This window comes from Streptomyces sp. NPDC007863 (genome assembly GCF_040633895.1).
Classification (GTDB): Bacteria; Actinomycetota; Actinomycetes; order Streptomycetales; family Streptomycetaceae; genus Streptomyces.
Window position 1 is genome coordinate 281,496 of sequence record NZ_JBEYEI010000010.1, and the last position, 14,704, is coordinate 296,199.

General features: G+C 68.2%; 12 protein-coding genes, 1 tRNA gene and 2 pseudogenes. 9 read left to right on the top strand and 6 right to left on the bottom strand.

Going from position 1 to position 14,704, the window contains the following annotated elements; genetic code table 11:
• Positions 1–102 precede the first annotated feature (102 nt).
• Entirely contained in the window at positions 103–1,284 is a 1,182-nt protein-coding gene (locus ABZ621_RS18235) for an acetyl-CoA C-acetyltransferase (protein ID WP_360605632.1), read from the top strand.
• Positions 1,285–1,433: 149 nt separating this feature from the next.
• A complete protein-coding gene (locus ABZ621_RS18240) occupies positions 1,434–2,630 on the top strand; it encodes a cytochrome P450 (protein WP_360605576.1) in 1,197 nt (398 codons plus the stop codon).
• A 119-nt stretch (positions 2,631–2,749) separates the two neighbouring features.
• Here the strand turns inward: ABZ621_RS18240 and ABZ621_RS18245 are convergent, their stop codons facing one another.
• A complete protein-coding gene (locus ABZ621_RS18245; protein WP_360605578.1) occupies positions 2,750–3,331 on the bottom strand; it encodes an SRPBCC family protein in 582 nt (193 codons plus the stop codon).
• 95 nt (positions 3,332–3,426) lie between these two features.
• Here ABZ621_RS18245 and ABZ621_RS18250 point away from each other — a divergent pair.
• From ABZ621_RS18250 to ABZ621_RS18280, 7 genes are all read left to right on the top strand, one after another.
• A tRNA-Cys gene (locus ABZ621_RS18250) sits at positions 3,427–3,515 on the top strand.
• Between the two features lie 158 nt (positions 3,516–3,673).
• Complete coding sequence (locus ABZ621_RS18255) at positions 3,674–4,723, top strand: ferritin-like domain-containing protein (RefSeq protein ID WP_360605634.1); 1,050 nt, start codon at positions 3,674–3,676, stop codon at positions 4,721–4,723.
• Positions 4,724–5,051: 328 nt separating this feature from the next.
• Positions 5,052–5,987: a diacylglycerol kinase family protein gene (locus ABZ621_RS18260; RefSeq protein WP_360605580.1), complete on the top strand. Its 936-nt coding sequence runs from the start codon at positions 5,052–5,054 to the stop codon at positions 5,985–5,987.
• Positions 5,984–7,486: an MmgE/PrpD family protein gene (locus ABZ621_RS18265; RefSeq protein ID WP_360605582.1), complete on the top strand. Its 1,503-nt coding sequence runs from the start codon at positions 5,984–5,986 to the stop codon at positions 7,484–7,486. The genes ABZ621_RS18260 and ABZ621_RS18265 overlap by 4 nt, the downstream gene beginning before the upstream one ends.
• A gap of 88 nt (positions 7,487–7,574) precedes the next feature.
• Positions 7,575–9,029 carry a DHA2 family efflux MFS transporter permease subunit gene (locus ABZ621_RS18270; RefSeq protein WP_360605584.1) on the top strand — a complete coding sequence of 485 codons (1,455 nt, stop codon included), beginning with the start codon at positions 7,575–7,577 and terminating at the stop codon, positions 9,027–9,029.
• Between the two features lie 32 nt (positions 9,030–9,061).
• Positions 9,062–9,766 carry an SGNH/GDSL hydrolase family protein gene (locus ABZ621_RS18275; protein WP_360605586.1) on the top strand — a complete coding sequence of 235 codons (705 nt, stop codon included), beginning with the start codon at positions 9,062–9,064 and terminating at the stop codon, positions 9,764–9,766.
• A 105-nt stretch (positions 9,767–9,871) separates the two neighbouring features.
• Positions 9,872–10,576 (top strand): GDSL-type esterase/lipase family protein, encoded by a 705-nt coding sequence (locus tag ABZ621_RS18280; RefSeq protein ID WP_360605588.1) that lies wholly within the window; start codon positions 9,872–9,874, stop codon positions 10,574–10,576.
• A gap of 37 nt (positions 10,577–10,613) precedes the next feature.
• On the opposite strand, the gene ABZ621_RS18285 is transcribed toward ABZ621_RS18280, so the two are convergent.
• The 5 genes and pseudogenes from ABZ621_RS18285 to ABZ621_RS18305 form a co-directional block, all read right to left on the bottom strand.
• The gene (locus ABZ621_RS18285; RefSeq protein ID WP_360605590.1) at positions 10,614–11,243 is read right to left on the bottom strand and encodes a TetR/AcrR family transcriptional regulator; all 630 of its coding nucleotides are present in this window, start codon (positions 11,241–11,243) and stop codon (positions 10,614–10,616) included.
• A gap of 1,033 nt (positions 11,244–12,276) precedes the next feature.
• Positions 12,277–13,032: pseudogene (locus ABZ621_RS18290) on the bottom strand (transposase family protein).
• Positions 13,033–13,197: 165 nt separating this feature from the next.
• Positions 13,198–13,653, bottom strand: coding sequence for a hypothetical protein (locus tag ABZ621_RS18295; protein ID WP_360605592.1), 456 nt, complete (start codon positions 13,651–13,653; stop codon positions 13,198–13,200).
• 247 nt (positions 13,654–13,900) lie between these two features.
• A pseudogene (locus tag ABZ621_RS18300) lies at positions 13,901–14,065 on the bottom strand (IS5/IS1182 family transposase); the annotation flags it as partial.
• Complete coding sequence (locus ABZ621_RS18305; protein WP_360605594.1) at positions 14,008–14,364, bottom strand: winged helix-turn-helix domain-containing protein; 357 nt, start codon at positions 14,362–14,364, stop codon at positions 14,008–14,010. The pseudogene ABZ621_RS18300 and the gene ABZ621_RS18305, both read right to left, overlap by 58 nt.
• Positions 14,365–14,704: the final 340 nt, after the last annotated feature.

A 14,704-nucleotide genomic window follows, 5' to 3' on the forward strand; every position in this document is an offset into this window, starting at 1 on the left:
GGAAGGCCTCCCAAGGCGGTGGCTCTCACCGCACCGGCACATCGAGCGGTGACGGCCGGCCTGCAAGCAAGCACGCACTCACTCACTCCTCAGGCGGGATACATGCCAACGTCAGTGATCGTCTCGGGCGCGCGTACTCCGATCGGCCGACTCAACGGAGCTCTCGCCTCACTCAGCGCGGTGGACCTCGGGGCCCATGCGATCCGCTCCGCGCTCGGCCGGGCCGGCCTGGCCCCCGAGCACGTCGACTACGTCGTCATGGGGCAGGTGCTCCAGGCGGGCAGTGGCCAGATGCCGGCCCGACAGGCCGCGGTCCAGGCGGGGATTCCGCTCGTGACCCCCGCGGTCAGCGTGAACAAGGTCTGCTTGTCCGGGATCGACGCGGTCATCGCTGCGGACATGATGATCCGGGCCGGCGAGTTCGACACGGTCGTCGCCGGGGGCATGGAGTCGATGACCAACGCCCCGCTGCTGCTGCCCGGCCTGCGAGCAGGTTACCGACAGCCACCCACCCTGCTCGACTCCGCCCTCCACGACGGCCTGACGGACGCATCCGAGCAGATGGCGATGGGCGCGGTCACCGATCGGCACAACGCGAAGCTCGGCATCAGCCGTCAGGAACAGGACGCCTACGCCGTCGAGTCCCACCAGCGAGCCGCCCGGGCACAACAGGATGGTCGTTTCGAGGAGGAGATCGCACCCATCCAGGTCCCACAGCCTAAGGGTCCCCCGCTGACCGTGAGCAGGGACGAAGGCGTCCGCCCCGACACGAGCCTTGAGCGACTCGCACAGCTCCAGCTCTCCTTCGATGCCGGAGGAACCATCACGGCGGCGACCTCCTCGCCGCTTTCCGACGGCGCCTGCGCGCTGGTCGTCATGAGCCGGGACAAGGCTGTCGAACTCGGCCTGGAATGGATCGCCGAAATCGGCCCGCACGCTCGGGTGGCCGGCCCCGACACCTCACTGCACTCCCAGCCGTCGCAGGCCATCCTGCACGCATTGGGCAAGAGCGACGCCGGCATGGCCGATCTCGACGTGATCGAGATCAACGAGGCCTTCGCCGCCGTCGCGCTGCAGTCCATGAGGGACCTGGGCATCGGGCCGGAACGCGTGAACCCCGACGGCGGGGCCATCGCGCTCGGCCACCCGATCGGCATGTCCGGCGCCCGCCTGGTCCTCCACCTCGCCCTCGCGCTGCGGCAGCGTGGCGGCGGCACGGGAGCCGCCGCCCTGTGCGGTGGCGGCGGACAGGGTGACGCCCTGTTGCTCACCGCCGCCCGATGAGCCGGAGGAAGCGTCTGGTTCGGATGTGCCGCCCCGCGCACCACCGACGCCGTTCGCCGATCCGTTCCCGGCGCCTCCCCGTGACTCCCGAGACCGCTACGGGACACGCGCACTTCCGACCCGGCCCCGTATGAAGGGACAGCACCGTCATGACCTCAGCCGTGCCCGAACTCGACTACCCCGTCCAGCGCGAGCAGCCGCTCCATCCGCCGTGCCAGTACGCTCGATTGCGCGAGGAGCAGCCGGTGTGCCCCGTGAAGCTGGTGACGGGGCACACGGCGTATCTGGTCACCCGGTACGAAGACGTGCGGCGGGTGCTGTCCGACGCCAGGTTCAGCCGGGAGGCGCTGTTCCAGGACGGCGCGCCGCGCGCCCAGCTGATCGAGCCCGACTCCGACAGCCTGATCAGTATGGACGCCCCGCGGCATACTCTGCTGCGTCAGCTGATCAACCGTGAGTTCACGCCGCGCCGTGTGGAACTGCTGCGTCCGCGGATCGCCGCGCTGGTCGACGCACTCCTGGACCGGATGGGAGAGCGAGGCCCGGTCGTGGACCTGAACGCCGCCTTCTCCAGGCCGTTGGCCATGGGAATCATCTGTGAACTGCTCGGCATCCCGGCCGAGGACCAGGAAAAGTTCGTGAGCTGGGCCGACCACTTCACCTCGCTGCGCAAGTACACGGGCGCCGAGATGGCCCGCTCCAACGAGGAGATGCGTGCCTACTTCCTGCGGTTGATCGAGGAGAAGCGGCGTCACCCGGGCGAGGACCTGTTGTCGGCGCTGGTGGCGGCGATGGACGAAGGCAACAGACTGACTCTGCGTGAGCTGGTGAGCCTCGGCGTCATCCTCGTACTGGCCGGCCACGACACGACGGTGACGGCGATGAACGGCGGGACGGTCCTGCTGCTGGAACACCCCGATCAGCTGGAGGCCTTCCGCTCCGGACCGGAGGCCGTCAGGTCCGCGGTCGAGGAGATCGTTCGTATGGCCACTCCGGGCGACGGGATCTTCATGCGGGTGACCCTGGAGGACGTCGAACTCAGCGGTACCGTGGTGCCGGCCGGCTCTGGCGTGATCGCGCCGATCAGCGCGGCGAACCGCGACCCGTCCGTCTTCGAGGACCCGGACAGCTTCGACATCGGTCGCGTCGCCAATCCGCACATCGGCTTCGCCGTCGGCACACACTTCTGCGCCGGTTCGGCGCTGGCTCGCGCGGAGCTGGAGATCGGGCTCGAAGCGCTGTTCCGGCGCTTTCCGAGCCTCCGGCTCGCCGTGGACGCGAAAGAGCTGAGCTGGAGGCACTACTCGCACCTGGGTGGGTTCGAGGAACTCCCGGTCACCTGGTGACTCGCTGATGTCGACCTCGGTTCGCCCCGGTCGCCTGTCTCAGGCGACCGGGGCGAACCCGTCTCGGCCCTTCGGGGTGGCTGATTCGTATGTCTCGTCGTTGTCGACGGCTGAGAAGGTCACGGTCGGCGGGACGGACCGGATCCCCGGCCCGAGCTCTCCGCGTGGAGCTTCAGTCGGCGCAGCGTCTCACGCAGATCCTGGCGGTTGACCTGACGCCGGAGCCCAGAGCGGCTGCCGGTGAGGGCGATTCTCCATCGTTCCGACAGGCATGCGCTGCGCCCGCCGCGCAAGTCGCTCCAGTATGCGGTGACCAAGGAACGGCCGTTGCCGCGCGCGGAGATCCGGTATCCCCACACCTCCACCGGTAGTCCGAAGAAGGCGACGCTGAAGGCGAACTCGCTTCCTGGGGAGGCGAGCGATACCTCACAGTTCGTCAACGACACAAGCAGGCACCGACGTTGCCAGCCGAGAAACCTCTTGTTCACCCTCCCCGGGCCGGGCATCGCCCAGACAGCGAAGAACCCGGGACTCCAGTGCGAGAGCCGTCGAACATCTGCCAGAAGTTCGTAGACGGCGGAGACGTCCGCCTCGATCTCCATGCTCTCTTCAACGGACCACCGACGTGACACGAAACCCCCGATCCTCGCCGGCCGGCGGCATTTCGGGACGTCAGCGAACCGTAGGAGATCCTCGTCCACGGGGCATCCAGGCCGCTGAGATCTCCATCTCAGCGGTATCTCAGCGCGACCTGGCACAGTGGTTCTCGTCGCCGGACGGGAACGACCGGGACGATGGAGAGATTCCCGTAGCGGCCCAACGGGGGCCGGGAACATCCCGGCAGGGGCTTCTGGTCCCACGCAGGTTCGAATCCTGCTCTCTCCGCCGCGCTTGCAAGACGAGGACGGCGACGGGTTCGGCGGCGAGTTGCGTTTGCCGGACACGTCACCGTGCAGCGCTCGTCGCAACCGCAGGAGAAGCCTCTTATGTCCAGCATGAGTGCCCGTAGTGACGTAGGCAGTGAACTCGCCTGGAACTTTCCGATGCAGGGCAGGAACCATTTCGCGTGGCAATACGACTCCGAGCGTGAAAGCCTGCTGAATCTCTACCGGAAAGGCAAGGACAAGCAGTGGGACAGCGCGAAGCGCATCGACTGGTCCCTCGAAGTCGATCCGTATGACGTGCTGGGAACCCCTGAGAACACGCTGGGCCTGTACGGATCGCGGCAGTACGCGAAGCTGAACATACGGGAGAGGCAGGAACTCCGGCAGCACATGGCCGCGTGGGAGTTCAGCCAGTTCCTCCACGGCGAGCAGGGCGCCATGATCTGTTCTGCGCGGATCGTGGAGTCCGTTCCCGACATGGACGCCAAGTTCTACGCGTCGACCCAGGTCATGGACGAAGCCCGGCATGTGGAGATCTTCTCCCGGTTCGTGAGGGAGAAGATCGAGATGACCTACCCGATCAGCCCTCATCTCAAGGCGCTGCTGGGGGAGTCGCTCAACGACTCGCGCTGGGACATGCCCTACCTGGGCATGCAGGTCCTCATCGAAGGCCTCGCACTGGCCGCGTTCGGGATCCTGCGGGACAGGACCACCAAGCCACTGCCGAAGCAGATCCTCTCCTACATCATGCAGGACGAGGCCCGGCATGTGGCCTTCGGAAGGCTCGCGCTGCGTGACTACTACAAGAACCTGAGCAGTCAGGAGCTCGCGGAGCGCGAGGAGTTCATCATCGAGGGCTGCTACCTGATGCGGGACCGCCTGCGGATGCAGGAGGTCTGGGAGAACCTCGGTTTCGACATGAGGGAATGCATGGAGCACATGAACACGGGCCCTCGCATGCGCGCCTTCCGCTCCCTGCTCTTCACCCGCATCGTGCCCTGCGTCAAGGACATCGGCCTCTGGAGTCCGAGGATCCGGCAGGCCTACGACGACATGGGCGTTCTCGACCTCGCCGGCAGGGACCTGGTCAGGCTCATGGAGGCCGACGAGTCACAGGCCGAGGCGCTGGACGCGGAGCGGCGAGAGATGGACGCTCGACGGGACGAAGTCCACGAATCCATCGCGCGCGGGGCCCTCGGCGATCAGTAGCTGAGCGAACCGCCCCGCGTGAGCGCGGCGACCCGGCAGCCGGTGTCCGCCATTGGTCGCGTGACGGTGTGGGGCTGCCCATGAGGTCCACGACGGACCACGAGCCCCGCACCGTCGTTGTTCTCTGGCCGCGAGCCGGCCACGCAGACCCGGCGAGATCCCAGCGAGCGACGCTGCCACCGACCCCTCGTCCGGCATTTCTTCGAGGGGCGGGTTCGGCTCGTACGTCGGCAGAGAGACCGTCCCCACACCTGAGCGAGAGGCAACTGCTGTGACGCCCACACATCGACCCACCCGACATCCAGGCACACATCGGCGAAGCTGGGCGATGCGCGGTGTGCTGATCGCCAACCCCCTCGCCGGCACGCGTGAACAGCGTCGTATCGATGAGGCCGTCGCACACTGCGAGCGTCTCGTCCCACACCTCGACGTCGTACACACGGATCACCCGGGCCACGCCGAGGAAGTGGCGGCCGAGGCCGTCGCCACGAACGTGGACACCGTGGTCGTGCTCGGAGGCGACGGCACGACCAGGGAGGCCGCGTCCGGCCTCGCCCGGTCGGGAACGGGCCGGTCGCCCGGGCGGCGCCCGGCCATGGTGAACCTCCCGTTCGGAACGGGCAACTCCTTCTACCAGGAGATCTGGGCGGACATGCCGTGGCGGCGCGCACTGGACACCGCGCTGTCCGGCAGCCGCCCCCACCTGCGCTGGGTGGACATGGCCCGTATCCGCGAGGCCGATGCCCTGGCGTTGCTGGGAGCCGGTTCCGGACTGGTGGCGGAGGCCCTGAAAACCGCGTACCGCATGCTCGAAGTGCAGGGCCGCGACCGCTACCAGCAGGCGGTCGCCCGGACCGTGGGGGAATTCACGCCCTACCCGGGCCGGGTGACCGTGGACGGTGAAGTCGTCCACGAGGGGTCCGTGACGTTGGTGAACGTCGGGGGAGGCCGGTACCGGGGCGGGCAGTTCAAGCTGCTCCCTCATTCGGTCATCGACGACGGCGTCCTCGACGTCTGCGTGGTCGGTGGAGAGATGGGGGCCCAGGAGCTCGCGGGGCTGACCCGCGACGGCAGGCACGTGGGAGTGCACGGCGTGGTGTACCGGAGGGGCACGACCTTCCTCATCGAACGGACCGACGGCGAGCCGTTGTCCTTCGAGCACGACGGGGAACTCCTCACAGGCGACGCGCAGCGATACACGGTGGACGTTCTGCCCGGAATCCTGCCGGTCCTCGCTCCCCGACGGACGGGCGGTGCGGGGTGACCGCGAGCCTGTCCCGCACGCTCGCGCAGTGGGTCGCGGGGCTCCGCCATGAGGACATCCCCGCCCGTGTCGCGTCCGTGGTCACCAGTCAGGTCGTCTCCCACATCGCGACGGTCCGCGCCACTGCGGCACATCCGGTGGGCCGCATCCTCCTGGAGGCGTACGGACCGCTGAGAACGGACGCGGATCCGGACCGCACGGCCCACCTGATGGCCGCCCTGTCCGCCAGCCTGTACGTCGAGGACACGCTCTACGCGGGACACGTGTCGCACGCCGCCGTAGGCGTCCCCTTGGCCTACCAGGCGCGTCAACGGCTCTCCGGTCGCTCCCTGATCGCCGCGGTGACGGCCGCCAACGAGGCCGCGGCCCGTGTGACGGCGGCCGCCACCCTGGGACCGTTCCGCGGTCAGTGGGCCAGCTGGACCCACCTTGTGGCAGCGTCCTCGGCGCTACTGCACGGCAGCGGGGCCGACGCCCGCACGCTGCTGAACGCGTGGGGCCTCGCACTCTCCGCACCGCCCCGCGCACTGCGCCCCGCGGTCCTCGCGAGCGACGCGAAGGTGTTGTCCGCGGCGGCGCCCGTGCGCACGGCGATCGACGCGTGCAGCGCGGCCGTCGCCGGCCTGACCGGGCGGGACGACGTCATCGAGCACCCCGAAGGGCTGCTGGCGGTGTTCGCGGGAGTGGCGGTCCCCGAGATAGTGACGGCCGGACTCGGTGAGCGCTGGCATTCCGAAACCCTGTCGTTCAAGCTGCTGCCCGTCGGCGTCCACCTGGACGCGCTCGTCGAGTGCGCCGCGGAGCTGCACCGCGCGCTACGCCCCGAGGGGCCGGAGGACATCGCAGCGGTCCACGTCGCCGTACCCCGCATGACGATGGTGATGAGCGGTCATGCGGATCGCCACGTGCGTGGCGCCGCGACCTCGCTGCCCGCTCTCAACCTCAGCGCCGGCTACAACGTGGCCACCGCCCTGCTCACCGGAGACCTCACCGTCCGCGATCTCGCACCACCGGAGGTTGCCGACACCCGACGCTGGGAGCTCGCCGCCCGCGTCAAGCTGTACGCCGACGACGCGCTGAGCAAGGAGGCCATGGAGTCCACCGCCCCCATCGGCGAGACGCTGCGCCACGCCGGGCGCCGGGCACTGGAGTGGCAGACAGAGCTGCCCGGGATCCCGATGGACAGACTCCTGGAAGAACTCGGGCCGCCCGCCGAGTCCTTCGAGACCGCGGCCAAGAAGCTGGGCTGCCGTATGACCGTCCGGATGCGCGACGGGCGCGAGGAGGCCCGCGAGCTTGCCGCCGGTACAGGAGCCGTGGGCTCGGTCTCCTGGCGCGACCACCCCATGCTGGTGCGCGAGAAGCTGCTGCGGACCGGGGTGACCGAGGCTGACGCCGACGTCCTGGGGTGCCTGGACACCCTTGCCGCGGCGGAGCTGACCAGGGTTCTCCGTAGGGTGCTGCACTTCTCAGATCACATACCAAGCGTCGGTATGTGATCTAACCCACCAGCCCCAAGGGGGAGTTGACGCCCACTCTCGCTGCTAAATACATTCCTACCAACGGTATCTAAAGAAGGGATGTCCTGTGACTTCCAGTAGTCCCGGCGTCGAGAAGCAGCGATCAGCGGCGTCGCTGCTTATGCTGGCGTCCGGAGCCTCGTTCCTGGCCGTACTCGACGTCACCGTCGTGAACCTCGCGATCCCCGACCTGCGGGCGGACTTCACCGGGGCCGAGTTCAAGGACCTGTCGTGGGTCATCACCCTCTACGCCGTCGTCTTCGCGGCCCTGCTGGCCCCGGCCGGCCGTCTCGCGGACGGGCTCGGCAGGCGCACGATCTTCATGACCGGAGTGAGCGTCTTCACCGCCGCATCGCTGCTGTGTGTCTTCTCGCCCCACCTGGCCGTCCTGCTGTCCGCCCGCGCGGTACAGGGGCTTGGAGCCGCCGCGATGATCCCGGCTTCGCTTGCCATCGTCCTCGTCGACTCCCCGCCCGAGCGCCGTCGCGCGGCCATCGGCCAGTGGAGCGCGGCCGCGGCACTGGCAGCCGCGGTCGGACCCGCGCTCGGCGGCGTCCTCGTCAGCACCTTCGGCTGGCGCTCCCTGTTCCTCATCAACATCCCCTTCGGACTCCTCTTCCTCTACGGCGCTCGCAACATCCCGCGCTCGTCCGCCGCGGGTGCCGACCGCAAGCTGCCGGATGTACTGGGCACTGTCCTTCTGGGCACCGGAGTCGGCCTGCTCTGCCTGGGGATCAGCAAGGGAAGCTCCTGGGGCTGGTCCCAGCCGTCCAGTCTGTTCTGCGTCATCGGCGGGCTGGTCCTCATCCTCGGGTCCGTACTGCGCTCCCTCCGGCACCCGGCCCCCGCGCTGGAGATCTCCCTGTGGCGAAACCGCACCTTCGCCCTGGCCGGCGCCGCCGCGTTCTTCTACGGTGTCGCGCTCTTCGCCTGGCTGCTGGTGGGCGTGCTGTACGTCACCCAGGTCTGGGGCTACTCGGAGCTGCAAGCCGGCCTCGCCATGACGCCGGGGGCGTTCGCGGCCACGATCACGGCCATGGCCGTGGGCAAATTGCCGCCCGCCTACGGTCCCCGTGTCGCCACCGTGGGCGGCGCCGTCCTCTTGGCCGCCACCGGGTTCCTCCTCGCGTTCACGCTCCCCGGCCACTCCATGTTCCTCGCGTACTGGCTGCCTCTCGGCGTCCTCGCGGGTGCGGCCATGGGAGCCATCACCACGGGTACGTCCACGGCCGCCGCGCTCTCGGTCTCACCACTGCGGTTCGCCGGGGCGACAGGGCTCAGCCAGACGACGCGGCAGGTCGGCGGTGCTCTCGGCATCGCCATCCTGGCCACCGTGGTGTCCGGCACTCTCGACGAGATCGCCGACTTCGAACGCATCTATCTGATCGCCGCGATCGCCTCGGTCGTGGTGGCACTGCTCGGCCTGGGCCTCGCGATCCAACCGCCCCAGACCCCGGCGGCAACCACGAGTCCCACGCCTGCCGGTGACCAGCAGGCGCAATCCGCCGACGCCGCCAACTGAGCGGACGCCACCCTCCGAAGGAGACATCAGCCATGACCACCACGGGAACACCCTCGGACCACCCGCAGGAACTGCAGGACCCCTTCTGCCTGACGGTGGAAGGGATCGCCGCCCACCTGCTGAACGCCCCCTGGACTCGGTACGCGGCCATCGGCGACAGCATCGTCGAAGGCATCCGCGAGCCGTCCGAAGGCTACGCCGACCTGAGTTGGGCCGACCGTGTCGCTGCCGGACTGCGGCGCGCCAACCCGCAGCTCGAGTACCGCAACTTCGGTGTCCGTGACCTCCCGGCGGCCGGTATCAGGGCCACGCAGCTCGACCCCGCACTGGAGTTCGAGCCGGACATCGCCATCGTCGTGGCCGGCGGCAACGACATCCTGGGCAAGCGGTTCGACCAGGACGCGGTGGAGGCCGAGCAGGCACGCATCATCTCGGCCCTGCGTGCCCGGGGTTGCACGGTCGTGACCATGGGCCTGTTCGACAACACGTGGACGCCCTACGTCGACGAGAAGTACAAGCCGGTCATGAAGGCGAGGCTTCAGCAGCTCTCCGAACTGACCCATGCGGTGGCGCGACGGCTGGGCGCTCTGCACGTCGATCTGCCGTCCCACCCGGCGGGCAGGGAGCCCATCTTCGCGACGGACGGTCTCCATCTCAACACCCGGGGACACGCCGTCGTCGCCACCGAGGTCATACGGAGGCTCGGAGAGCACCTCGGCAACAAGACGCAGGACTGACCCGCAAGCGCGTCGGCCAACGGCCGCCCCCGGGCTCCCCGAGAGAGGAGCCCGGGGCCTCGAGGCCTGGGGTGGGCCGGGGCCCAGAGAATGACGGAGACCACTATGAGTGCTGCGCCCGCCGCCATCCGGCATGTCTCTCCCCCCTCCGTTCCCTCCTGGGATCCGCCGTCGGCGCGGTGCCCCTGGACGCGGTGCGTCGTGGTCGGAGACGCCGCAGCGAGGAGGGTGGACGTCCCGCGAAAGGGATGCACCAACCCTGGCTGGACGGATCTGATGGTCGCGGCGCTGCGCTCGGTCCGACCGGATCTCGCCTACCTCAACCTGGCTCAGGACAACGCGACAGCCGCCGAGATCCGGGCCAGACAGCTGGGGAAGGCACTGGCTTTCCAGGGAGACCTCGCCGTCGTCGCTGCCGGCGGCAGCGACGTGATGAGCGACTCCTTCGACGCGGACGCAACCGAGGCCGAACTGGCCAGAATCGTCGCCCCACTCAGAGACGCGGGCGCCGACGTCGTCATCGTGGGGCCGCTCGACAGCGGCCGGGCAAGGCGTGGAGCCGAGGAGCGAGCGACGGCACTGTGGCAGCAGCGACTACGTCTGCTCGAGGAGCGCACGCACGGTCTCGCCCTGCGCAGTGGTGCGATCCATTTGAGCCCGGACTCCTCTCCTGCCCGCTTGGGCCCGGCGTTCGGCCATCAGGCGGGCAGGGATGCGCAGACTCGTAGTCATGCCATCGCCACCGCGGTGATTCGTGGCTTGGGCGAGTACGTCGAGCTGATCGGACGGGCAGAGGGCGGACGTCACTGAGCGACTCCGGCACGAACCGTTCCCTCCGGGCGGCTCGCTAAGTCGCAGGGGACATCCGGGCGATGGAGTCGAACAGGAGACGGAACTGACGCAAGGTCGCCTGGAGCAGCGCGTCGGGATCGTCGGAGTGCGCGATGGCCATGGCCGCCTCGCACTGCGCTCCGTAGACCATGGAGGTCAGCGACTCGACGTCCTGTCGGGCCTGCCCTTCCCTGCCCAGGGCTTGCCTGAGTCCGTAGGACATCATGCGCCGACAGTCGGCGCGGATCTCCCGCATCACTTCCCATCCCAGCGCTCCCGGAGCGTCGATGAGGGTGATGCGCTGCGCAGAGGGTTCCATCGAGCCGACCAGGAACTCCCGCATTCCCTGGAACAGTCCCTCCCACGGGTCGTCATGGTGCGAGTACGTCTGAGCGATGGAGCTGGACAGAGCCTGCTGCTCCCTTTCGTACACCGCCCTGAACAGCTGTTCCTTGTTCTTGAAGTGATGGTAGAAAGCGCCCTTGGTGACGCTGGCCGCTTCGCAGATCGCGTCGAGAGAGGTGGCCGTGTAACCGTCCCGGGCGAAAAGTCTCCGCGCCGATGTCAGGAGCTGGCTCGTGGTCGTGGAGGACCGTTCCTGCTGGGTACGCTGGCCGGTCCGCCTCGATGCTGCCTGCTGAGTCATGGTTCCTGATCCTCGTGACGACACCGGAGTCCGGGTGGCCGATCCCGCTGGGGTGACCCCTGCGGCGGTCCGACACCCTCGCGGGCATTAGATCCGTAAGGAGTCGGGCAGCGGTACGCCAAGGTTACATACCGAAGGTAGGGATGTGCAATGGTGAGCTGCCCGGCCATTCCCCCCAGCCCTGGTCGTCGAAGCGCAGAGGAGAGCGGTAGCGGCTCGATCAGCTTCACCTCGCAGGTGCGGGCCCCGTACCACCACAGAAGCGGCAGGGCCTGCGCGGACGGCTGTCGTTCGGCAAGTGCCTGGACGTCAACCTCCCACGCGGCCGGCCCTGCAAGGTCTTGGCGGCCGCGGCGGTCATGGGCGCGAACTTCGCCGGAGGCGGATCGGGTCTGTCGGTGAGCTTGGCTCGCCTGACGGTGACGATAGCGGGTTGGCGGGGCCGTTGCTTGCCGAGGTCGGCGTCGACTCGGCCGGGTTGTCGCGCTCGATCTGTCGTTGCGCGGCCTTCTCCAGTTAGGCGGACGGCCCCCGCTTGCCGACCCGCTCGCGGAGAGCTTGCGGGGTGCCGGCGGCGGGTGACAGTGGCGGGTCTCGGGGCCCTCCCGGGGCTGTAGGTGTGCGTCGAGAGGTGCCACGTAGCGCCCGTAGCGCACATTGATCTTGAGTCCCTTTTGCGTCTCGCGAGCCTGTTTTTGCTCTACATGTTGGAGATGACGCACCACGTGGAATGCGTGGCGATTCTGGAGTCGGTTAAGTAGGGGCGCTGACCTGTGGTTCTGCGGGTGGGCTTGATGTGCGGTGTGGGCGTTACGGGCGATATCTTGACGCTGAGATGACGCTCGTGACGCCCATGTGACGCTCGTTCTGATGGAGAGTCAGTTGGCACTTCCTGCGGTGACGGTGCCCGGAGTGCTCCTGCGGGAGGTGAGGGTACGAACGATCCGCAGCTCCTATCCGGACACTGTCCAGTACATGCTCAGGAGGAGCTGCTTGCCCAGAGGCGCTTCGGTGCAGTGAGCCTTTTCCAACCTCACGCTGTCGCGTGGTGAAGGACGAGGACGGCCTGGTGGACGATTGCGGTGATGCGGTTGGTGCTGCAGCGAAGCTTCCGCAGGAGGCGCCAGCCCTTGAGGGTGGCCACGGCCTGCTCGCCGAGGCAGCGGATCTTGGCGTGGGTGGTGTTGTGGCGGCGCTTCCACCGCTTGAGGCGCCGGCCCCGAAACGGTACGCGGATGGGTCCGCCGGCGCCTTGATGCGCCTTGTCCGCTCAACATCTCAGTTCTGCTTCGGTGAGAGCCTCGATGATCCCGTGGTGTCGCGCAGCGGTCAGGTCGTAGGTCGAGCCGGGCAGAGCCGGCGAGACCCGGAGCAGCCGTCCGAGCGGATCGGTGAGGACCTGCACGTTCATGCCGTGGCGCTTGTGTTTCCCGGAGTAATAGGGGGTATCGGCGGCAGCGGTCGATCGGCAGCAGGGTGCCGTCGAGGATGACGAACGCCTGCTCCCGGACTGTTTGCATCGCCTCGGCCAGGGACGGGGCGAGGTGGCCAGGGCCTCGACAGCTTCGCGTATGTAGCGGTAGACGGTCGCGATCCCGATGTCGAACCCGGCGGCCAGCTGGGCATAGGTGTCACCGCACCGCAGGTGGGCCAGGGCGAGCAGGGCCCGTCGTGAGGCGGGAAGGCGCCGCCAGCGCGTCCCGATCTCCCGCCGCCTGGCTGTCAGCCGTCCGGCCAGGAACCGCAGAGTACGGCTGGACAGATCAACCGCCGACGGGTAGGCAAGCACGCGAAGCGCCTGGCAGACACGGGTGATCTTGGTCGAGAACCCGTCTACCAGGAGCTTCGTCGTTGTGCAGACATGTCCAGCTCGCGGTCAGCATCGCCAGCTTGGAAAGAGCTCAGTACAAACTGATTGCGAGACCGGGCTTGTGCTGCCGCGTGAGTGGCTGTGCTACTCGACGCGGAACCCGCCGTGAGCCTCGGCGCGCCGCAGGTAGTCGATCCACTCATCCCAGCGCGAGTCCTCGGCCATCGTCCCGGCCTTGGCGGATTCGGGCTGACCTTCGAGAGCGGTCAGGGCCGCACGGATTTCCGCAGGCGTCACCAACCAGCCATCGTTGCTATGGCCGATCTTGTACTCGGGAAAGCCGGTCGGCTGCTCGGCCTGCCACTCGAATGCGGCCGTCTGGGCGGCCAGGTAGGCACGCACGGGCTCAGGCGCTCCGGGGCCCTGCGCTGCGTAGACCTCAGCCATGGTCAACCCGAAATCCTCCAGGCGTGGCCACGGCGCTTCATGGTCGTGCGACAGCATTCCCAGACGATCCATCGCCGCCTTCGCGGGGCCCATGCTCGACGCGTTGAATCGGTAGTCGGGATCACCCGCTCCGTCCGGCTGCTCGATGGTCATGTCCCAGCCCACTCGATGCCACTCCTCAATCTGTCCAGTCGGAGAGCCAGCGCTGAGCACGAAGACGCCGTGGTGCCGCTGGCAGGGACGCCCGAACATCCCGGCGCCACAGTAGGACACGCAGGAAGGCGTTGTCGCGCCCGATAAGTCGCGGGTCCGACCTGGACGTTTCCCAGCACGTCAGCCTGGAGTCAGAGGTCGGGTCGGTCCTCCCACCGCTATGGACTGTGAGCGGACGCGCACGGGTTCACGGGCGTCGCCTCGGGTGGTTGTCCCAGCGGTGGGTGGCCGAGGCTTGGCGGATGAGGCTGCGGACGGTGATGATCGTGTCCGCGAGGTCGACGAAAGCGTTGATCACGATGGCTCGGCGTTCGTAGCAGCGGGCGAGGCGATGGAAGGCGTTCTGCCAGGCGCGATGCGCGGCCACTCGTGGGCGATCCAGCGGGCGATCTCGGACTCGTCCCGTTCCACCGCCCGCCGCTCGGGCCGCTGCAGACTCCACCCGAGCCGGCCGGTCAGCAGCCGCCACACCGACGCGTTCGACAGCGTCACCCCCGTCACCCGCGTGACGACCGCACCGACCCGTTCCAGAGTCCACAGATCGGCCTCGAAGCCATGCGTCTGGGCGCCCTGCTCCAGAGCGGTCCGCACCCGCTCGACCTGGGCATCGTCCAGCTTGGGCGGACGACCACTGGCCGGACGCCGGCGCAAAGCATCGGCGCCGCCCTTTTCTCAGACCCGTTTCCACCGCCGCACGCTCTCGTCACTGCCCCCGGCATCCGGGCGATCTCGGCACCCGAACGTCCCTGATCGAACAACTCAACCGCCCGCACACGCCGAGCCTCGGCCAACTGCGGCCGCGTCAAAGGAGAAACGCCAGGCGAAGGCTTGAAGGACACCGCATCAGGATCCCACCGACGACTCCACCGCATCCACAGAACTAACGAAAAGATCAGTAGCTTGATCTTTAACGTGTGCCGTCGAACGGTGCGTCGTACTTGATCACTCGGTTCGGTATCCGCCGTACACGGAAGCGGCCTTCGGCTGAACA